The 20,692-nt window shown below is 71.7% G+C and carries 11 protein-coding genes; 7 read left to right on the plus strand and 4 right to left on the minus strand.

Annotated elements, in window-relative coordinates:
* The first annotated feature begins 58 nt into the window (after window positions 1–58).
* Both ACQHII_RS12400 and ACQHII_RS12405 read left to right on the plus strand, forming a co-directional pair.
* A complete protein-coding gene (locus ACQHII_RS12400) occupies window positions 59–901 on the plus strand; it encodes a dolichyl-phosphate beta-glucosyltransferase (RefSeq protein ID WP_427919362.1) in 843 nt (280 codons plus the stop codon).
* Window positions 898–3,063: an ArnT family glycosyltransferase gene (locus ACQHII_RS12405; RefSeq protein ID WP_427919363.1), complete on the plus strand. Its 2,166-nt coding sequence runs from the start codon at window positions 898–900 to the stop codon at window positions 3,061–3,063. The genes ACQHII_RS12400 and ACQHII_RS12405 overlap by 4 nt, the downstream gene beginning before the upstream one ends.
* Before the next feature lie 86 nt (window positions 3,064–3,149).
* Here ACQHII_RS12405 and ACQHII_RS12410 read toward each other — a convergent pair whose 3' ends face one another.
* From ACQHII_RS12410 to ACQHII_RS12420, 3 genes are read right to left on the minus strand one after another with little or no spacing between them, the layout of a single operon-like run.
* On the minus strand, window positions 3,150–3,890 hold the full coding sequence (locus tag ACQHII_RS12410; protein WP_427919364.1) for an FAD:protein FMN transferase: 741 nt from the start codon (window positions 3,888–3,890) through the stop codon (window positions 3,150–3,152).
* Window position 3,891: 1 nt separating this feature from the next.
* On the minus strand, window positions 3,892–4,341 hold the full coding sequence (locus ACQHII_RS12415; protein ID WP_427919365.1) for an FMN-binding protein: 450 nt from the start codon (window positions 4,339–4,341) through the stop codon (window positions 3,892–3,894).
* Window positions 4,342–4,351: 10 nt separating this feature from the next.
* Window positions 4,352–5,689: a ferredoxin reductase family protein gene (locus tag ACQHII_RS12420; RefSeq protein ID WP_427919366.1), complete on the minus strand. Its 1,338-nt coding sequence runs from the start codon at window positions 5,687–5,689 to the stop codon at window positions 4,352–4,354.
* Window positions 5,690–5,839: 150 nt separating this feature from the next.
* Here ACQHII_RS12420 and ACQHII_RS12425 point away from each other — a divergent pair, with 150 nt between their 5' ends.
* Together ACQHII_RS12425 and ACQHII_RS12430 are read left to right on the plus strand one after the other, a co-directional pair.
* Complete coding sequence (locus ACQHII_RS12425; protein ID WP_427919367.1) at window positions 5,840–6,529, plus strand: response regulator transcription factor; 690 nt, start codon at window positions 5,840–5,842, stop codon at window positions 6,527–6,529.
* Complete coding sequence (locus ACQHII_RS12430) at window positions 6,526–7,980, plus strand: sensor histidine kinase (RefSeq protein WP_427919368.1); 1,455 nt, start codon at window positions 6,526–6,528, stop codon at window positions 7,978–7,980. The genes ACQHII_RS12425 and ACQHII_RS12430 overlap by 4 nt, the downstream gene beginning before the upstream one ends.
* A 115-nt stretch (window positions 7,981–8,095) precedes the next feature.
* Here ACQHII_RS12430 and ACQHII_RS12435 read toward each other — a convergent pair whose 3' ends face one another.
* Window positions 8,096–8,701, minus strand: a complete 606-nt coding sequence (locus ACQHII_RS12435; protein WP_427919369.1) for a GOLPH3/VPS74 family protein — start codon at window positions 8,699–8,701, stop codon at window positions 8,096–8,098.
* Window positions 8,702–9,070: 369 nt separating this feature from the next.
* Here ACQHII_RS12435 and ACQHII_RS12440 point away from each other — a divergent pair, with 369 nt between their 5' ends.
* The 3 genes from ACQHII_RS12440 to ACQHII_RS12450 are packed head-to-tail and all read left to right on the plus strand — an operon-like array spanning window position 9,071 to window position 20,692.
* Entirely contained in the window at window positions 9,071–15,922 is a 6,852-nt protein-coding gene (locus ACQHII_RS12440; protein ID WP_427919370.1) for an SDR family oxidoreductase, read from the plus strand.
* 1 nt (window position 15,923) lies between these two features.
* Window positions 15,924–20,393 carry a beta-ketoacyl synthase N-terminal-like domain-containing protein gene (locus ACQHII_RS12445; protein WP_427919371.1) on the plus strand — a complete coding sequence of 1,490 codons (4,470 nt, stop codon included), beginning with the start codon at window positions 15,924–15,926 and terminating at the stop codon, window positions 20,391–20,393.
* On the plus strand, window positions 20,390–20,692 hold the full coding sequence (locus tag ACQHII_RS12450) for an acyl carrier protein (RefSeq protein WP_019071397.1): 303 nt from the start codon (window positions 20,390–20,392) through the stop codon (window positions 20,690–20,692). Before ACQHII_RS12445 ends, ACQHII_RS12450 begins: the two co-directional genes overlap by 4 nt.

Raw genomic sequence — 20,692 nt, forward strand, 5'->3', positions numbered from 1 at the left:
ATCGACCGTTCAGCGAAGGCACAGCAACGCCCTAGACAGCGCCCGGATCGTCACCGTCATGAACGAACAGAACGCGGGAGGCGCCCGGCAGCGGTCGGTCGAGATCGTGGTGCCGGTCTACAACGAGGCGCACGTCCTCGCCGGCAGTGTCGGCCGTCTCCACGCATACCTCGAATCGTCCTTCCCGTTCCCGTTCACGATCACCGTGGCGGACAACGCGAGCACCGACGCCACCTGGCAGGCGGCGCTCGACCTGACCCAGCGGCTGCCGCACGTGCACGCCGTGCACCTCGACGCCAAGGGCCGGGGCCGCGCGCTGAAGCACGTGTGGAGCCGCTCCGGGGCGGACGTGGTCGCGTACATGGACGTCGACCTGTCCACCGGCCTCGAAGGCTTCCTCCCCCTGGTCGCACCGCTCCTTTCCGGCCACAGCGACGTGGCGATCGGCAGCCGCCTGCACCGGCAGTCGGCCGTACAGCGGGGCGCCAAGCGGGAGTTCATCTCCCGCTCCTACAACCTCCTCCTCAAGGCAGGCCTCGCGGCCCGCTTCTCGGACGCGCAGTGCGGCTTCAAGGCCGTGCGCACCGAGGTGTTCCTGGCGCTCGCCCCGCACATCGAGGACACCGCCTGGTTCTTCGACACGGAACTCCTCGTCCTCGCCCAGCGCAACAAGCTCCGTATCCACGAGGTCCCGGTCGACTGGATCGACGACCCCGACAGCCGCGTCGACATCGTCCGTACCGCCCTCGACGACCTCAAGGGCATGCGCCGCATGTTCAAGCGGACGATCACCGGCCGCGCCCGCATCGCCGCCGTACCCCACCGCACCCGCACCACCACCCCTGTCCTGCCCACTGGGGCGCCCGCCTCTTCCGCGGAACACCTGGAGTACGCGTCATGACGACCCTCGCCCCGCCCCCCGGTCAGGAGAGCACCCGCCGCTCGCACCGGGCCGGCCCGCCCGCCGACGGCGGCCTCGACTCCCGTGCCAGAAGGCTCTTCACGGGCCCGGAGGACGACCCGCGCTGGGCCCGCCCGGCCCTCTGGGCGATCCTCCTGCTGGCCACCGCGCTCTACGCCTGGAACCTGACCTCGATCACCGGCAACACCTTCTACGACGCGGCCGTCTACAGCGGCACCAAGAGCTGGAAGGCGTTCTTCTTCGGGGCGCTGGACTCCGGCAGCTTCATCACGGTCGACAAACCGCCGTTCGCCCTCTGGGTGATGGGTCTCTCCGCCCGCGTATTCGGTTACGGCACCTGGCAGTTGATGCTCCCGATGGTCGCGGCCGGCACCGGTTCGGTGGCCATTCTGTACCGCAGCGTCAAGCGCGATTTCGGCGCGGTGGCGGGCACCGTCTCCGCACTGGTCCTCACCCTCACCCCGATCACGGTGGCCATCACCCGTGACACCAACCCTGACCCGATCCTCGTCCTGCTGATGATGCTCGGCGCGGTGGCCCTCCTGAAGGCCGTCCGCAACGGGAAGTTGATGCCGCTGGTCTGGTCGGCGGTCGCGATCGGCTTCGCGTTCAACACCAAGATGATGCAGGCGTACGTCGTCCTGCCCGCGTTCTTCCTCGTCTACCTCTGGGCCACCAACGTCTCCCTCGGCAAGCGCATCCGCAACCTCGCCGTCGCCACCGTCGCGCTGGTCGTCTCCAGCGCCTGGTGGATGGTGATCGTCGACCTGATCCCGGCCTCCTCCCGCCCCTACATCGGCGGCTCCACCGACAACACGGTGTGGGACCTGGTCATCGGCTACAACGGCTTCGGCCGGATCTTCGGCGCCAGCTCCTCGGTCGGCTCGCAGGGCAACGGGGCCTCGTTCGGCGGCAGTTCGGGCCTGTACCGGATGTTCAACGAGATCATGGGCGGCCAGATCTCCTGGCTGATCCCGTTCGCGGCGATCGCGCTCGTCGCCGGCCTGGTACTGCGCGGCCGTGCTCCCCGCACCGACCCGAAGCGCGCGGCGCTCATGCTCTGGGGCGGCTGGTTCGTCCTCCACTTCCTGACGTTCTCGCTCGCCGAGGGCACCTTCCACCCGTACTACGTCACCGCCATGGCCCCCGGTATCGCGGCCCTGGCCGGTGCGGGCGGGGTGCTGCTGTACCGCGCCTTCCGTGAGGGCGCTGCGGCCAAGTGGGCCTGGGTGCTGCCGGTCGCCATCGCGGCCAGCACGGTCTGGGCGGTCGTGCTGCTCCAGCGGGTCTCCGGCTCCGGCACGGTCTACACGGTCGCGGAGATCGTGGTCGCGGTGGCGGGCATCGCCTCCGTACTCGGCCTGCTGGTCGGCCGGTTCACCCGGCGCCACCGCCTGATGGGCTTCGCGGCCCTCGCGGCGATCGTCGCCCTGCTCGCCGGCCCCGCGGCCTACTCGGTCTCGGCGGCGACCTCCTCGACCAACGGCACCAACCCGACGGCCGGTCCGAGCACCGGTGGCGGAATGGGCGGCGGCGGTGGCGGTATGGGCGGCGCGCCGAGCGGCGCCAAGTCCGGTACGAAGCCCAGCGGTTCGGCCCCCTCGGGTACGAAGCCCAGCGGTTCCGCACCGTCCGGCACCATGCCCTCGGGCAGCGGCTCGGCGTCTTCGTCCTCCTCCGAGTCCGGTTCCGAGTCCGGTTCCGAGTCCGGTTCCGAGTCCGGTACGCAGTCCACCGGCGGTGGCGGTATGGGCGGCGGCACGCAGGTCTCGTCCGCGATGATCACGTACCTCAAGAAGCACCAGGACGGCGCCACTTGGCTGCTGGCGGTGTCCACCGACCAGACGGCGTCCTCGATCATCCTGGAGTCGGGGCAGCCCGTGATCTCCATGGGCGGCTGGTCCGGCAGCGACAACGCGATGACGCTCGCCAAGCTCAAGTCCCTGGTGAAGTCCGGCAAGTTGCACTACATCATCGTCAGCAGCGACGGCGGCCAGGGCACCAACTCCGAGATCGCCACCTGGGTCAAGGCGCACGGCACGGCGGTCAAGTCCTCGGCGTACAGCTCCAGTTCGTCGACCTCGACCTCGTCGTCGACCAGCAGCGGCCTCTACCGCCTGGACGCCTCCGACGTCAGCTGATCAACTCCCCGAACCACATTTCCCGACAGGAAGGGCCGCCGGTAACCCCGGCGGCCCTTCCGCTTGTCGTATGTGAGGGACAGCCGCTAAGCCGCCACCGTCGCGACCGGAAATCCCGGTGTACGGCGGACTCGTCGGTCGGCGTCGACCGCGAAGATCTCGCAGCCGGGCCGGGCGGCAGCCCAGTCGACGCCCTCCGGGCCCATCGCGAAGGCCGCAGTGGCCGTGGCGTCGGCCTCGGTGAGGGAGGCGGCCACGACAGAGAGGCTGAGCAGTCCCGTCGCGGGGCGGCCGGTGCGGCCGTCGACGATGTGGTCGCCGCGCTCGTAGCGCGCGGAGGTCGCCACCGCCCCGTCGGTCAACTCCAGGACCGTGCACAGCTGGTCGGCGTGCTCGGGGTGCCGTACGCCGACCCGCCACGGGCCGCCGGACACGACCACGTCGCCGCCGGCGTTGAGGATGAAGCGCCGGGCGCCTGCGGCGGTGAGCAGTTCGGCCGCCCGCTGCACCGACCAGCCCTTGACGACCGCGCAGGGGTCGAGGGGCCGGCCGGGCAGCCGGACGTCGAAGGCGCCGCCGGTCGCGAGCCGGTACTGCTCGCAGAGGTCCAGGACCTCGGTCAAGTCAGCGCCGAGGTCAGGGAGTTGGAGTTCGCCCCGGTCGTAGCGGCAGACCTCGCTGTCCGGGCGGAACGGGCTGAAGCGGGTGTCGACCTCGCGCAGCCAGGCGAACACCGCGTCCGCGGTCTCGTCCAGGCGGGAACCGCCGCCCTCGTCGTCGATCCGCAACGACACCGGGAACCCCATCACATGCTCGACGCGGTTCATCTCAGGCGCCCTTGGCGTCGATGGCGGCCTGGAGCGACTGGACGTAGGCGTCGCTGGTGATCGTGGCGCCCGAGACCGTGTCGATCTTCGAGCTCTGCGCCTTGAGGGTCTCCTCGATCAGCACCGGGACGGCCGCGGTGGTCTGCGGGTGGTCCGGCTGCTGGAGCATGCCGACGGCACTGATCCTGTCGCCCTCGAAGGTCACCTGCACCTGCACGGTGCCCTTGGAGGTGTTGATCGCGGTGCCCTGGACGACCTTCTTCGCGGAAGCGGCGGAGGACTCGGAGGGAGACGCCGATGAGGAGGTGGCCGTAGAGGAGGGCGTCGGAGTCGGCGTCGAGGCCGCCTCGGTGGTGGTCGTGGTGGTCGTCGTCCCGATGGACGGCTCATAGCGCCACACGGGGATCAACCCCGCGACGGACAGCACCAGGACAGGTATGACTCGCTTCACGATATGTCTCTCATCCCGCCAGGCTGAAGCGTTCGAAGTGGACCTGCTGCTTGGGCACGCCCAGGTCGCCGAGGGTGCGCAGCACCGCGTTCATCATCGGTGGGGGGCCGCAGAGGAAGACGTCGCGGTCGGCGATGTCCGGTACCAGGCGGGCGAGTTCGCGCGGGGCGAGCTTGTCGGGGACGGGCGGGCCGGTGAGCAGGTGGAGTTCGGCGCCCTTGGCCCGGGCCAGCTCGGCGAGTTCGCCGTAGAGGACGGCGTCGCGTTCGGCGGAGACGCGGTAGATGACGACCGCGTGGCCCTCCAGGTCCTCCAGCAGGGCGCGGATGGGGGTGACGCCGACGCCGCCCGCGATGAGGAGGGACTCGGTCTTCCTGCGGTGCAGGGTGGTGAAGGCGCCGTAGGGGCCCTCGGCGAAGACGCGGGTGCCGACCTTGAGGTGGCGCAGGGCGGCCGTGCCGGCGCCGGCGGTCTTGGCGGTGAGGCGGAGGCCGTTGCCGTCGGGGGCGGCCGAGAGGGAGAAGGGGTTGGCCTGCCACCAGCGGTCCTTGGTGAGGAAGCGCCAGAGGAAGAACTGGCCGGCCTGGGCGGGGAGCCGGTCGAGGTCGCGGCCGGTGATGTGGATCGACACGACGTTGTCGGACTCGGGGACGACCGCGGAGACCCGGAACTGGTGGCGGAGGTTGCGCCACAGGGGCAGGACCAGGCGGCCGAGGGCGACCGAGCCGAGGGCCGTGCCCCAGACCGCGTACCAGTACGTCTTCACGGCGGAGGACGCCGTGAACGTCGTACCGACCGCGACCTGGTGGGTGAAGGCGAGGACCACCGCGACGTAGGTGTAGAGGTGGATGAAGTGCCAGGTCTCGTAGGCGAGGCGACGGCGGGCGTAGCGGGCGGAGGTCGCGCCGACGACGAGGATCAGGGCGAAGGCGACGAGTGCGCGCAGGATGCCCTCGGTGGTCTCGGCCAGGTCGACGACCTCGCCGACGGGACCGGTGTCGGTGCCCTCCGCGTAGCCGAAGGCGATGAAGACGAGGTGCCCGAGCAGCGTCCAGAGCAGGGCGAAGCCCGTCCAGCGGTGCCAGGAGGTCATCCGGTCCATGCCGATGCGGCGGTCGAGCCAGGGCAGGCGGGCCACGAGCAGCAGCTGGAAGGCCATGACGAGCGCGCCGTAGAGGCCGAGGAGGCGGCCGATGACGATCAGCGCGTTGGAGGCGAATCCGGCCTGGGCGAAGAAGACGGTCACCACGGCGACGTTCGCGGCCAGCACGGCGTACAGGCCGGTGCGGGCCACCACCCTGGGGCGTATCGCCGTGGGGGGCGCAGGGGGTGATTGGACGGTCGTCACGGACAGCAGCTCCTTGATCGGGTCCTGGGAGACGAGCTTGACCTCGGGGTGCTGTCGTTTTCCTGTCGAACAACTTTCAAGTACTTATCGATGCGGGTGCGGCGGGGCCGCGGGTCTGGCGCCGATCGGCGGGTGGCGCAGTATGAGCGGGTGGACAAAGTTCGACTCCTCGTCGTGGACGACGACCCGCCGATCGCCGACCTCGTCGCGACGGTCGCCCGCTACGAGGGCTGGGAGGCCGCGTGCGCGTACTCCGGTGAGGAGGCGCTGACCGTCGCCGCCGAGTTCCAGCCGGACATCGTGGTGCTCGACCTGATGCTGCCCGGCCTGGACGGCTTCGGTGTGCTGGACCGGCTGCGGCACTCGGGGACGATGGTGCCCGTGGTGTTCCTGACGGCGCGGGACGCGGTCGCCGACCGGGTCGCCGGGCTGACGCGCGGGGGTGACGACTACCTGGTCAAGCCGTTCGCGGTGGAGGAGCTGATGGCCCGGCTGCGGACGGTGCTGCGGCGCAGCGCCGGGCCCGGTTTCCCGCGCTCGGTGCTGCGGGTCGCGGACCTGACGATGGACGAGGACACCCGGGAGGTGCGGCGCGGGGACCAGCTCCTCACGCTCACGCCGACCGAGTACGAGGTGCTGCGCTATCTGATGCGCAAGTCGCCGACCGTGCTCACCAAGGCGCAGATCCTCGACCATGTGTGGGAGTACGGCTTCGGCGGCCGGTCCAATGTGGTCGAACTGGTGGTCAGCCGGCTGCGCCGGAAGCTCGACGAGGGGCACGATCCGCTGATCCACACCGTGCGCGGCTTCGGCTACGTGATCCGGCAGGCCGCCGAGTGATCGCGCGGCTGCGGCGGACGTACCGGCGGCTGCGGCTCGGCACCCGGCTGGCGCTGGGGCTCGGGGCGCTGGCCCTGGTGGCCTTCGCCGTCGTCGGCACGGCCCTGACGACGTACATGCGGGACTATCTGTCGGCCCAGCTCGACGACCAGCTCGGGCTCGCCCAGAGCGCCCAGTCCAAGTCCATCGCGGCGAGCGGCACCCTCCAGGGCAAGAAGTACTACCGCTGGTACTACGCCGTGTACGACGTCACGGACGGCAAGCCGGTACTCCGCAAACCGGAAGAGAGTTCGGACCTGCCCGCGGACATCGGCGATCTCACCGCGGTGGCCCGGTCCCAGATCGCCAAGGGCACCGAGGTCCTGCGCACCAGCGACCTCAGCGGCGAGGGCGAGTACCGGCTGCGCGGCTGCGAGGTCGAGCCCGGTGTGGTGCTGGTCAGCGGCGCGCCGATGGACGCGATCGACGACACGGTACGACAGCTGGTGATCATCCAGGTCGTCGCCTTCGGTCTTGCCCTGCTGGCGCTGGTGGTGCTCGGCCGCAGACTGCTGCGGCGCGGGCTTCAGCCGCTGAGCGACATGGCGCACACCGCGCACGGCATCGCCTCGCACGATCTGACCGACTCGGCGGCCCGGCTGCCGCTGCGCGCGGAGAACCGCGACGGCGGGCCCGAGGTGGAGGAGCTGCGCACCGCGTTCAACACGATGCTGGAGCACATCGACGACTCCCTCGCGGTGCGCGCGGAGGCGGAGCAGCGGCTGCGCCGGTTCGTCGCGGACGCCTCGCACGAGCTGCGGACGCCGCTGATGTCGGTGCGCGGCTACGCGGACCTGTTCCAGTACGCGGCGGCGAACGTGCCCGAGGAGCGGGACAAGCACCTGGCCCGGCTGCGCGCCGAGGCGGCCCGCATGGGCATCCTCCTCGACGACCTGCTTCTGCTGGCCCGTCTCGACGCGGCGGACGTGGAGACGCCGATACGGCTGAAGGACGCGGAGCTGGTGGAGCTGGTGGCGCAGGCGGCGGACGCGTTCCGCGCCGGGCATCCGGACCGTCCGCTGACGGTGGCGGTTCCGCGGGCCCCGGTCCCGCTGCGCGTCGACCCGGTCCGGATCCGGCAGGTGCTGGACAACCTCCTCACCAACGCGGCCGTGCACACCCCGCCCGGCACCGAGGTGTCGGTGACGGTCTCGGTCGGCACCGGTACGGCGTCGGTGCGCATCGCCGACGCGGGTCCCGGCATCCCCGAGGCCGACCGGGACCAGGTCTTCGACCGCTTCTACCGCGTCGACAAGGCCCGCAGCCGCGACCGGGGCGGCAGCGGGCTCGGCCTCGCGGTGGCCCGCTCGCTGGCACAGGCCCACGGCGGCACGGTCGAACTGACGGCGGAGCCGGGGACGACGGTGTTCACGGTGACGATTCCGCTCGGGGACGGATCGGCCTGGACCTAGGCTCGGCGCACACCATGCGACTACCATGGGTGACGTGGCGTCACTTGAGGCTCAGAACCATCAACTGGCTCTGTTCGTCCGGCAGTTACCACGCCGCGCCACAGCGAAAGCGCTGTCACATACCGCGCCACACATTGTCGTAGGCCGCGTCCTCGACGCTCTTCCGCTGCCGGACGGCCTCCAGTTCCGTCACCGCGTCGTGGACGGTGGCGAGAACGGTGTCCAGGGCCTCGTCGGTGACCTTCGCGGAGTCCTCGTCCGACACCTCGCGGATGCCGACGGCCGCGGCGAGCTGGGCGAGGACGGGTTCGCCCGTGGCCCAGCGGTCCGCCGCCCGGCTGCGCGCCGGGGAGTCGACCAGGGCCGCCTTGCCGCTGCGGACCGGGATCCAGCGACCGCGCTGCCGGGCCACCAGCCCCTCCTTCTCCAGCGCGGCGAGATAGGCCGAGGACAGCCCCCGCCCCCGCCGCCACAGCCAGTCCTCGACCGACTCGTACGGCGTCTCCCGTACGACGGCACCCGCGGCCTCGTCCAACAGCCCGTCCGGCAGAGGTACTTGGAGATTCGGCACGATCAGTTCGCCGTCCAGCGCGACGGCCTCGGCGGCGAGAAGGTCGACCAACTCCGCTCCCGCGAGCGCGAGCGAGAGATCACCCGACTCGACGGGGCGGTCGGGGGCGACATCCATGGCGACGATCAGCAGGTCCCGGGGTGTGCTCATGGGTGCCAACCTAGCGCGGCTCGTGCGAGGAGGCATCGACACCCAACGTTTACATAATTCTGTTCCGTAGTCCTTCATGTTTCGGGACCATGAGCCTCGGATGAATACCGGGGGCTTTTGGACCGCTTGCGCCACTGCGGTCCGAATGGCGTGCCCTCTGAAGGAAATTGGCGGGGTTTCCGGTTGTTTGGGGGCCCGTTCGCGCTGGCCGGATCATTTCCCTGCACCTGGCCCTCACCTTTCCGTTGTTGACCGCCGAGTAACAGTGGCGCTAGCTTTCAACCAGCCATCTCGCGTCTCTGCGATTCCGTTCGGCGCCTACAGGCCGAAACCCCCCACCGTGCAGTTTCACCGTTTATTCGGAGAATCATGACGTCTGTCGCGCGCGCCGCAGAAATGATCATTGGAATCACGCCGTTCCATGAACCGGATGCCAGACTCGCGGCGGCCGTGAGCCGCGCCGGCGGGCTCGGTGTACTGGATCTGGGAATTGGCGACCGAAGATCCAGAGAGGCTCTGGCACGAATCCGGCGCTGGTCCCCCGGCCCTTTCGGGGTACGGATCGGCGCCCACTGCCGGATCGCCCCCGAGGAACTCGCCACGGCCGCCGACGGCGGCCCGGGCACCGTCGTCCTGGCCGTGGACGCCCCGTGGCGGGTCGAGGAGGTCGTCGACTCCTTCCGGGTGCTGGTCGAGGTCACTGATCCCGACCAGGCTCTGGCGGCAATCGGCTCCGGTGCGCACGGGCTGATCGCGCGGGGTGCCGAAAGCGGCGGCCGCATCGGCGAGTTGAGCACGTTCGTGCTGCTCCAGCGGCTGCTCGCCGATACCGGCGTGACCGTCCCGGTCTGGGCGTGCGGCGGCATCGGCCCGCGTACGGCCGCCGCGGCGATGGCCGGTGGCGCGGCCGGGGTCGTGCTGGACAGCCAGCTGGCGCTGCTCGCCGAGTCGGCGCTGCCGGAGACGGCGGCTGCGGCGCTGCGCTCGATGGACGGTTCCGAGACCACGGTGATCGCCGGTCACCGGGTGCTGCTGCGCCGCGGCCCGGACGCCCCGCAGGTGCCCGCCGAACGCGTCTCCGAACTGCTCGGCGCCCGCGACCCGCTCACCCAGCTGCTGCCGGTCGGCCAGGACGGCTTCCTCGCCGCCCGGTTCGCGGAACGCTGGGGCGACGTGGGCCGGACGGTGCGTGAACTGACGGCCGCCGTAAGGGAGTCGACACGGGACGAGGGACCGGCCGGGGCGTTGCGCGACGGCTCCCCGATGAGCCGACGGCTCGGCACCCGACTCCCCCTCGCGCAGGGCCCGATGACCCGGGTCAGCGACCAGGCGGAGTTCGCCGCGGCCGTCGCCGGGGGCGGTGCCCTGCCGTTCGTGGCGCTGGCGCTGGCGAGCGGCGAGCAGTCGCGGACGGTGCTGGCCGAGACCCACGCCGCCGTGGGCGACCGGCCCTGGGGTGTCGGGGTGCTCGGCTTCGCGCCCGAGGAGATGCGCACCGCCCAGCTCGAAGCGGTAAGGGAGTTGAGGCCCACCCACGCGATCGTCGCGGGCGGCCGCCCCTCCCAGGCCGAGGCGTTGGAACGGTCCGGGATCGCCACCTTCCTCCACGTGCCCTCGCCGGGACTGCTGCGGCAGTTCCTGGACGCCGGTGTCCGCAGGTTCGTGTTCGAGGGCTCCGAGTGCGGCGGCCACGTCGGACCGCGCGGCAGCTTCCCGCTGTGGGAGGCCCAACTCGCCGTCCTGGACGACTTCTTGGAGACAGCGCCAGCGGGCACGGCCGAACACGTCGAGGTCTTCTTCGCGGGCGGCGTCCACGACGAGCGCTCGGCGGCGATGGTGGCCGCGCTCGCCGCACCGCTCACCGCACGCGGCGCCGCCGTCGGCGTGCTGATGGGAACCGCCTACCTGTTCACGGAGGAGGCGGTGACGCGTGGAGCGGTCCAACCCCTCTTCCAGGAGCAGGTGGTCCGGGCCACACGGACCGCGTTGCTGGAGACCGCGCCCGGTCACGCCACCCGCTGCGTACCCAGCCCGTTCAGCGACAACTACCTGCTCTTCGAAGCCGAGTTGCGCGAGCAGGGCGTCCCGGACCGGCAGATCTGGGAGAAGTTGGAACGGCTCAACGTCGGTCGGCTCCGCATCGCGAGCAAGGGCGTGGAGCGGGACGCGGCCGGTGCCCTGACCTCCGTGGACGAAGAACGCCAGCTCGCCGAGGGGATGTTCATGGCCGGCGAGGTCGCCGTGCTGCGTTCGGCGACCACCACGATCGACGCCCTGCACCGCTCGGTGACCGAAGGGGCCGCCGCCTTCCTGGCCGACAGCGCGCGAACCACCCGCGCCCTCCTGGGAATCGAGGAGCAGACCGAGCCGGAGCCGCCCGCCCCGCTGGACATCGCTGTCATCGGCATGGCCTGCATGTTCCCCGAGGCCCCCGACCTGCCCACCTTCTGGGCGAACATCCTCGGCGGACGCGACGCGGTGACCGAGGTCCCGGCCGACCGCTGGGACCCCGCCGTGCACTACGCGGACGACAAGAGCGGCGCCACCCCGTCGAAGTGGGGCGGTTTCCTGCCCCGCATCCCCTTCGACCCGCTGCGCTACGGCATCCCGCCGACCTCCCTCGGCAGCATCGAACCGGTCCAACTTCTGGCCCTCGAAGCCGCCAGGCGCTCCCTGGAGGACGCCGGATACGGCGACCGAGGAAGGGAGTTCGACCGCGCGCGCACCTCCGTGGTGTTCGGCGCGGAAGCGGGCAGCGACCTCTCCAACGCGACCACGCTGCGCGCCGTACTCCCCTCCTACTACGGGAAGATCCCACAGGGCATCGAGGAGCAACTCCCCACCCTCACCGAGGACTCCTTCCCCGGGATGCTCTCCAACGTCATCTCGGGCCGGATCGCCAACCGGCTCGACCTCGGCGGGGCCAACTTCACGGTCGACGCGGCCTGCGCGTCCTCGCTGGCCGCCGTCGACGTCGCCTGCAAGGAACTCGTGGGCGGCACCAGCGACATCGTGCTGTGCGGGGGCGCCGACCTGCACAACGGCATCAACGACTACGTCCTCTTCTCCTCCGTGCACGCCCTGTCGCCGACCGGCCGCTCGCGCGCCTTCGACAACTCGGCGGACGGCATCGCCCTGGGCGAGGGTGTCGCCTGCGTGGTCCTCAAGCGGCTCGCGGACGCGGAGCGGGACGGCGACCGGATCTACGGCGTCATCAAGGGAGTCGGCAGTTCCAGCGACGGCCGCTCGCTCGGCCTGACGGCACCCCGGCCCGAGGGCCAACGGGCAGCGCTGGAGCGGGCGTACCGCAACGCGGGCGTCTCCCCCGCCGCCGTCGGCCTGGTCGAGGCGCACGGCACCGGCACGGTCGTCGGCGACCGCACCGAACTCTCCATCCTCAGCGAGGTGTTCACCGAGTCCGGTGCGGAGACGGGCAGTTGTGCGCTCGGTTCGGTCAAGTCGCAGATCGGGCACACCAAGTGCGCCGCCGGTCTGGCCGGCCTGATCAAGACCGTGCTGTCCCTCTACACCGGGGTCAAGCCGCCCACCCTGCACATGAAGCAGCCCAACTCCGCCTGGAAGGACGACAGCCCGTTCGTCTTCCACGCCCGGCCACGCCCCTGGGCGGCCCCCGCCGAGGAACGCGTCGCGGGCCTGAGCGCGTTCGGCTTCGGCGGCACCAACTTCCATACGGTGATCCAGGCCTACGGCGATGCCGTACCGCCCGCCCACGGCCTGGACGCGTGGCCCGCCGAGCTGTTCACCTTCCGGGCAGCGGACCGGGCCGCGGCGCGCCGGGGCATCGAGGAGACCCTGAAGCTCGCCGAGTCGGGTTCCTGGAAGCTGCGCGACCTCGCGCTCAGCGCGTCCCGCCGCTCCGACGCCCGGCACGAGCCGGTGCAGGTGGCGGTCGTGGCGACGGATGTCGAGGAACTGGCCGGACAGTTGCGGCGGGCGGTCGCCGGCGACCACGATCCCGGCGCGGGCATCTACGCGGCCGATCCCCAGGAGGACACCGGCCAGGTCGCCTTCCTCTTCCCCGGTCAGGGCAGTCAGCGCCCGGGGATGCTCGCCGACGTGTTCATCGCCTTCCCCGAGTTGCAGCACTATCTGCACCTCGGCCGCGACCAAGCCGACGCGCTCTACCCGCCGGCCGCCTTCGACGACACCGCCCGCGACCGCCAGCAGGCCGGTCTGACCGACACCCGGGTCGCGCAGCCCGCGCTGGGCATCGCCGGGCTCGCCGCCCACGCGCTGCTCACCGAGGCTGGCGTACGGCCCGACATGGCGGCCGGGCATAGTTACGGCGAACTGGTCGCCCTGTGCGCGGCCGGTGCCATCGCCCCGGAAGCGCTGCTGGAGCTGAGCGCCGAGCGCGCGGCGGCGATCCTCGAAGCCACCGGCGCCGACGACCCGGGCACCATGGCCGCGGTCGCGGCCGGAGCCGAGGAGGTCGGGCAGGCCCTGAAGACGGCGGGCGCACCGGACTCGGTGGTCCTCGCGAACCACAACTCGCCTCGCCAGACGGTGATTTCGGGCCCGACGGAGGCGGTCGCGGAAGCCGTACGACTGCTGCGCGAGGCCGGTCTCGGCGCCAAGCGCATTCCCGTCGCCTGCGCCTTCCACAGCCCGCTGGTGGCGGGCGCGGGCGAACGGTTCGCCCAGGCCCTCGCCCAACAGCCTGTGCTCACACCCGAGTTCCCCGTGTGGTCCAACCGCACGGCGGCCCCGTACGGCGAGGGCGCCGACGCGGTCCGGGCCGAACTCGCCGCGCAGATCGGGGCGCCGGTCGGCTTCGTCGCGCAGATCGAGGCGATGTACGAGGCGGGGGCGCGGGTCTTCGTCGAGGCCGGTCCCGGCTCGGTGCTGACCCGGCTGGTCACCCAGATCCTCGGGGAGCGTCCGCACCGCACGGTCGCGTGCGAGCCCCGGCAGGACAGCGGGCTGCGCGGCTGGCTCGACGCGCTGGCCCAACTCGCCGTCGCGGGGCTGCCGGTGCGCACCGGATGGCTCTTCAACGGGCGCGACGCCGTCGACGCGGCCCGGACCCCCGTGCCCAAGCGACCCGGCTGGACGGTCGACGGACAACTGGTCCGCACCGCCGCCGGAGAACTCCTCCCCGGTGCCCTCGCACCGGCCCGACGCGTTGTGGAGACGACTGTGACGACGAACCCTCAGGGCGGCGCCCCCGTCGAGACGAACAGGGACGCGCTCATCTCCGAATTCCTGCGCACCAGCCGGGAGATGGTGGCCGCGCAACGGGACGTGCTGCTGACCTACTTCGGCGCGACGCAGGCGACGGTGCCCCAGGGAACCTGGATTCCCGCACCGGCGCCCGCCGTGATCGAGGCGCTCCCGCAGACACTCGCCCTGCCCGCCGCCGTCGAGACTCCGCTCGCCCAACAGCCCGCCGTTCAGCCGGAGTCGGCGCCCGAAGCCGTCACCGAGGACGATGTTCTGCGGGTCGTACTGGAGATCATCAGCGAACGCACCGGCTATCCCGTCGACATGATCGAGCCCGACCTCGACCTGGAGGCGGACCTCAGCATCGACTCCATCAAACGGGCCGAGATCGCCGGTGAGTTGGCGCAGCGGCTGGGCATCGGCGGCGGCGCGGACATCGCCTCACTTGACGACGCCGAGCTGGAGGACCTGGCGAAGGCCCGTACGGCGGCGTCCGTCACGGGTTGGCTGTCGGCACGGCTGACCGAGCCCGCCGCCCCGGCGGCCGACGCCTCCCCGCAGGACGAGGTCACGGGCTCCGCGCCCAAGCGCCTCCAGTTGCGACCCGCACTGCTGCCGCACCAGGACAGCGACAACCCGGCGGACCCGACGTCCGTCCTGAGCGGCCAACGGTTCGTCCTCTACGGCGACGGCGACGTCCCGGAGGCGGTCGCCGCGCGCCTCTCCTCATACGGAGCCGACACGGTGACCGTCGCTCCCGAGCACCAACTCACCGCAGCGGACGGCCAGGTGGACGGGGTTCTCTACCTCGCACCGCTCACCGCGTCGGCGCCGGTGCTGCCCGAGGCGTTCCCCGTGTTCCAGGCCGCGCTCGCCCGCAACCCGCGCCAACTGATCGCCGTACAAGGGGCGGAGGGCGGATCGGCGGGCCTGCACGGGCTGTTCCGTACGGTGGCGCGCGAGTACCCGGACACCGTGGCCCGCCTCGTCGAGGTGGCGGACACCGCACCGGCCGCCGTCGCGGACGCCCTGCTCGCCGAACTGCCGGCGCCCGGCGCGGAGCCGGTCGTACTCCGAACTGCCGCCGGACGGCACGGACTTGAGCTGACCGAGACACCGCTCGGCGCGCTGGCGACGAACGGTGCCGGTCCTGCCGGTGACGGGGTCGCCGAGGCCGCCGCGATCGGCCTCGACCGCGACTCCGTGGTGCTGCTGGTGGGTGGCGCGCGGGGCATCACCGCCAAGTTCGCCGTCGCGCTCGCCGCGGCCTCCCGGTGCCGTATCGAACTCCTCGGCAGGACGGCCGCGCCGACCGGACCCGAGGACCCGGCGACCGTCGGTGCCCGCACCCCGGCCGAGCTGCGCGCGGCCCTCGCGGGCCAGGGCGGACGCACCCCGGCCGAGATCAACCGCACCGCCGAACTCCTGCTCGCCCAGCGGGAGATCACCGCGACCCTGGACGAACTCGCAGCCCTCGGCAGCGAGGCCCGCTACCACTCCGTCGACTTCCGCGAACCGGACGCGGCGCTCCAGGCGGTCAAGGAGATCCACGCCGAGCACGGCCGTCTCGACGGTGTCGTCTACGCGGCCGGGGTCATCGAGGACCGGCTGATCGCCGAGAAGACCACAGAGTCCTTCCAGCGGGTCTACGGCACGAAGACGCACGGCGCCGGGACGCTGCTGTCCGCGCTGGAGGAACTGCCCAACGGCCCTGCTTTCGCCGTCCTGTTCGGCTCCATCTCGGCCGTGCTCGGCAACCGCGGCCAGGTCGACTACGCGGCGGCCAACGACGCTCTGGAGAGCCTCGGCACCGCCTGGTCGGCGCGCACGGGGAACCGGGCGCTGACCGTGCACTGGGGCCCGTGGGCGCCCACCGGCGGTCACCACGGCATGGTCACCCCGGAGTTGGGACGCGAGTACGCGCGGCGCGGTATCTCGCTGATCGACCCCGAGGAGGGCACGGCTGCCCTGCTGCGCGAGCTCGCCTTCGGCGACGAGTCGGCCGGAGCCGTCGTCTACACCGCTTCGGGCTGGTGACATGACCGACCGTCAAGTGCCGGTCGCCATCGTGGGAATGGCGGTGCTGCTGCCCGGCGCCGCCGACCTCGACGCGTACTGGCGGAATCTGCTCGCAGGCACCGACGCCATCAGCGAGGTACCGGACGGGCGTTGGGACGCGGACTACTACCGGCCGGACTCCGCGAGCGGTCCGGCCGTGGCCGACCAGGTGTACTGCCGGCGCGGCGGCTTCGTCGACGAGGTGGCCGAGGTCGAGGTCACCCGGTTCGGCATCATGCCGAACTCGGTGCCCGGCACCGAACCCGACCAGCTCATCGCCCTCCATGTGGCCGCCGCCGCCCTCGCCGACGCGGGCGGGGAGAGCCGGCTGCCCGACCGGCACCGGGTCGGCGTGGTGCTCGGCCGGGGCGGCTATCTCACCCCCGGGCTGGTCCGCCTCGACCAGCGGGTCCGCACGGCGGGCCAACTCGTCCGCACCCTGGGCGAGTTGCTGCCCGACCTGGACACCGGTCAACTCGACCGGATCCGCACGGCGTTCACCGACAGCCTCGGCCCCGACAGTCCCGAGTCCGTCATCGGCCTCGTACCGAACCTCGCGGCCTCCCGCGTCGCCAACCGCCTCGACCTGCGCGGCCCGGCCTACACGGTGGACGCGGCCTGCGCGTCCTCGCTCATCGCCGTCGACCAGGCGGTGACCGAACTCGCCGCCGGACGCTGCGACTTGATGCTCGCCGGGGGCGTCCACCACTGCCACGACATCACCCTGTGGAGCGTGTTCTCCCAACTCCGCGCGCTCTCCCCGAGCCAGCGGATCCGCCCCTTCCACCGGGACGCCGACGGCATCCTGATCGGCGAGGGCACGGGGGTCGTCGTCCTCAAGCGCCTCGCCGACGCCGAACACGACGGCGACCGGATCTACGCCGTCATCCGGGGCACCGGTGTCTCCAGCGACGGCCGCGCCGCGAGTCTCGTCAATCCGGACTCGGCCGGTCAGACCCACGCCGTACGACAGGCCTGGGAGGCGGCGGGACTTGACCCGTCACGCCCCGATTCGATCGGCCTGCTGGAGGCGCACGGCACGGCGACGCCCGCCGGAGACGGGGCCGAACTCGCCACGCTGGCAGAGGTGTTCGGACCCGACGGGGATGCGGTCATCGGTTCCGTGAAGTCGATGATCGGCCACACGATGCCGGCCGCCGGGGTGGCCGGTCTGGTCAAGGCTGCCCTCGCCGTGCACCACGGGACGCTGCTGCCGACCCTGCACTGCGACGACCCGCATCCGGCGCTCGCGGCCACCCGGTTCCGTCCGCTGGAGAAGGCGGCGCCCTGGGAGACGACGCCCGAACAGCCGGTGCGGCGGGCGGCGGTGAACGCGTTCGGGTTCGGAGGCATCAACGCGCATGTGGTGCTGGAGGAGGCGCCGAATGCGCGGATCCCACGTCCGGCCGTCGTCACCGAACCGGAACGCGTGCTGACGCTCGCCGCCGACAGCCCGGAGGCGCTGGCCGCGCTGCTGGACGCGGACGACTCCGCACTACTGGCCACAGCCACTGTGGCGGCCAACTCCCTCTCCGGCCACTCCCGGCTCGGCATCGTCGCCCCGGACGCCAAGCGGCTCGCGCTCGCTCGGCGCGCGGTCGCCAAGGGTCGGGCGTGGCAGGGCCGTAGCGATGTGTGGTTCACGCCGAGCCCGCTGCTCGGGCCCGGCGGAGGCAAGCTGGCGTTCGTCTTCCCGGGCCTGGAGGGCGACTTCGCGCCCCGGGTCGAGGACGTCGCCGCGCACTTCGGACTGCGCGAGAACAAGTCCTCGACTCCCGCGCAGGTGGGCGATGTCGGCCGCCACGGCTTCGATGTGGTCGGCGTGGGGCGGCTGTTGGACGCAGCGCTGCGCCGGATGGGTGTCGTGCCCGACGCGGTCGCCGGGCACAGTGTCGGCGAGTGGACGGCGATGACGGCCGCCGGGGTGTACTCGCCGGACGAGGTGAGCGACTTCATGGAGTCGTTCGACCCGGACTCGGTGACGGTGCCGGGACTGGCCTTCGGCGCGATCGGGGCACCCGCCGAGCGTGTGCTGGCGGCACTCGCCGACGAGTGGCCGGACTCCGGGATCGTCCTCTCCCACGACAACGCGCCGGGCCAGTCGATGGTGTGTGGACCGGACCAAGCGGTGGACGCGTTCGTGCGGTCCTTCCGCGCGCAGGGTGTCCTGAGTCAGGTGCTGCCGTTCCAATCCGGTTTCCACACACCGATGTTGAGGCCCTACCTCGCACCGATCGAGGAGGCCACGAACCGCTTCCGGCTGTATCCGCCCAAGGTCCCGCTGTGGTCGGGGACGACCGCCTCGCCGTTCCCCACGGACGAGTCGGCGGTCCGCGCGCTCTTCATCCGGCATCTGCTGGAGCCCGTGCGGTTCCGGCAGCTGGTCGAGGCCATGTACGAGGCCAGGCATCGCGCGTTCGTCCAGGTCGGCACGGGCCAGCTGGGTTCTCTCATCGACGTGACGCTCGGCGGACGCGATCACCTGGTCGTGGCCGCCAACTCGCCCCACCGCTCCGGGCTCGCCCAACTCCGGCGCGTGGCCGTGGCGTTGTGGGCGGCGGGCGGAGCGGTCGACCCGGCGGCTCCCATGTCGGAGAACAAGCCGCTACGGCAGGAACGCCCGCCCGTGCGGCTCGACCTGGACGGGGCACTCGTGTCGCTCGACGGCCCGAGCCTGGTGAAACTGCGGGCCGAACTACGCCCGCCGCTCGCGACGAGCGCCGCCGCATCCCCCCTGGACGCACTCACCGACCGCTTCCCGGCAGCCGCCGAACTGCACGCCCTGATGCGCGAAACCGCCGACACGGCCGCCCAACTCCTCGGCGCGGGCGGTCGTGGGGCGGTGGCGACCATCCCCGCTCCACCCCGGCAACAGCCGCCCGCGCCGCCCCGCGAGTGGCAGACCACGGTCCATGTCTCCCCCGAGTCCATGCCCTACCTCATGGACCACTGCTTCTTCCCGCAGCGCCCCAACTGGCCCGATGTGGCGGACCGTTGGCCGGTGGTCCCGGCAACGACGATCGTGCAGCACATCATCGACGCGGCCGAGCGGACCGCGCCCGGCATGCGCGCGGTCGCCGTGCACGACGCGCGGTTCGACCGCTGGCTGACGGCGACGCCCCCGGTCGACGTACCGGTGCGGGTGGTCACCGAGGCCTCCGGCCGGCTCGCCGTCTCCTTCGGCCCGCACGCCCGCGGAGTGGTCGAACTGGCCCCCGTCCACGCCCCGTCGCCCCCACCCCACCCCCGCCCGGACCCCACCACCGAGCGCGTCCCCGACCACACCGCGTCCCATCTCTACGACGAGCGCTGGATGTTCCACGGCCCGGCGTTCCAGGGCGTCACCGAACTCACCGCGATCGGCGACCGCCACGTGCGCGGCACGATCACCACCCCGCCCGCCCCGGGTTCCCTGCTCGACAACGTGGGCCAGATCCTCGGCTACTGGATCATGTCGACCCGCACGGACCGCACCGTCGTCTTCCCGGTCGGCATGCGCGAGATGCGCTTCTACGGCCCGCATCCGCGCCCCGGCACGGAAGTCGACTGCCTCGTGCGGATCACCTCGCTCACCGACACCGCGCTCGAATGCGACGTGCAGCTCACGGTCGACGGAGTGGTCTGGGCGGAGCTGTCCGGCTGGCAGGACCGGCGGTTCGACAACGATCCGCAGACCAGGCCGGTCGAGCGTTTCCCGGAACGCAACACGCTCTCCGAGGCCCGCCCCGGCGGCCGGACCCTGCTGCACGAACGCTGGCCCGACCTCGCCTCCCGCGACCTCATCATGCGCAACTCGCTGAGCAGCGTGGAGCGTTCGCAGTACGAGGAGCATCCGCCGCGCGGTCGCCGGCAGTGGCTGCTGGGCCGGATCGCGTTGAAGGACGCGGTACGGCAGTGGCTGTGGGGTCATGGCGAGGGGCCCGTCTTCCCGGCCGAGATCCGGGTCCACAACGACGAGTCGGGCCGCCCGTACGTCACCGGCCTGCACGGCCGCACCCTGCCCCCGCTGGACGTCTCGCTGGCCCACGCCGCCGAGGCCGCCGTCGCGATCGTACGGCCGCACTCCCCCGAACCCGGGCCCGGAATCGACATCGAGGAAGTCGTCGAACGCGACCCCGCCACCCTCGCCACCGCTCTCGGCGCGGAGGAACTCGTCCTGCTGCGAGCCCAGTTGACTGCGTCCGGTGAGTCGGAGGCGTTGTGGTTCACCCGCTTCTGGGCGGCGAAGGAGGCGGTCGCCAAGGCGGAGGGCACCGGCTTCGGTGGCCGGCCGCGCGACTTCGCCGTCTTCCAAGTGGTCTCCGGATCACGGCTGTTGGTGTCCGGGCGGCTGGAACGCGCCTACACCGTGCACTGCGAGCCGGCCGGCAATCCCCCCAATCTGCCGGACAGGACCTATGTCGTGGCCTGGACGACGGGACCCGCGCACGAAGAGGAGTACGACCGATGACCCCCACCACCGAGGACACCGTCCTCGCCGACCTCACCGGCATGCTGACCGCGCTCCTGGAGGACGAGTACGGCGTCGACGACGTCGAGATCACCATGACGACGACCTTCAACCGTGACCTGGAGCTGGAGAGCATCGACCTGGTGACCCTGGCCGGGCTGCTCCAGGAGCACTACGGCACGAAGGTCAACTTCGCCGAGTTCCTGGCCGGGATGGAGTTCGACGAGATCATCGAACTCACCGTCGGCCGGCTCGTCGAGTACGTCGTGCAGAGCCTCAAGGCAGCCGAGGCGGGCTGA

The organism is Streptomyces sp. cg40 (assembly GCF_050320165.1).
Taxonomy (GTDB): Bacteria; Actinomycetota; Actinomycetes; order Streptomycetales; family Streptomycetaceae; genus Streptomyces; species Streptomyces hokutonensis.

Coding starts and splice junctions, on each gene's coding strand:
- ACQHII_RS12400 (WP_427919362.1), top strand. CDS start 59: ATGAACGAACAGAACGCGGGAGGCGCCCGGCAGCGGTCGGTCGAGATC.
- ACQHII_RS12405 (WP_427919363.1), top strand. CDS start 898: ATGACGACCCTCGCCCCGCCCCCCGGTCAGGAGAGCACCCGCCGCTCG.
- ACQHII_RS12410 (WP_427919364.1), bottom strand. CDS start 3,890: ATGAACCGCGTCGAGCATGTGATGGGGTTCCCGGTGTCGTTGCGGATC.
- ACQHII_RS12435 (WP_427919369.1), bottom strand. CDS start 8,701: ATGAGCACACCCCGGGACCTGCTGATCGTCGCCATGGATGTCGCCCCC.
- ACQHII_RS12440 (WP_427919370.1), top strand. CDS start 9,071: ATGACGTCTGTCGCGCGCGCCGCAGAAATGATCATTGGAATCACGCCG.
- ACQHII_RS12445 (WP_427919371.1), top strand. CDS start 15,924: ATGACCGACCGTCAAGTGCCGGTCGCCATCGTGGGAATGGCGGTGCTG.
- ACQHII_RS12450 (WP_019071397.1), top strand. CDS start 20,390: ATGACCCCCACCACCGAGGACACCGTCCTCGCCGACCTCACCGGCATG.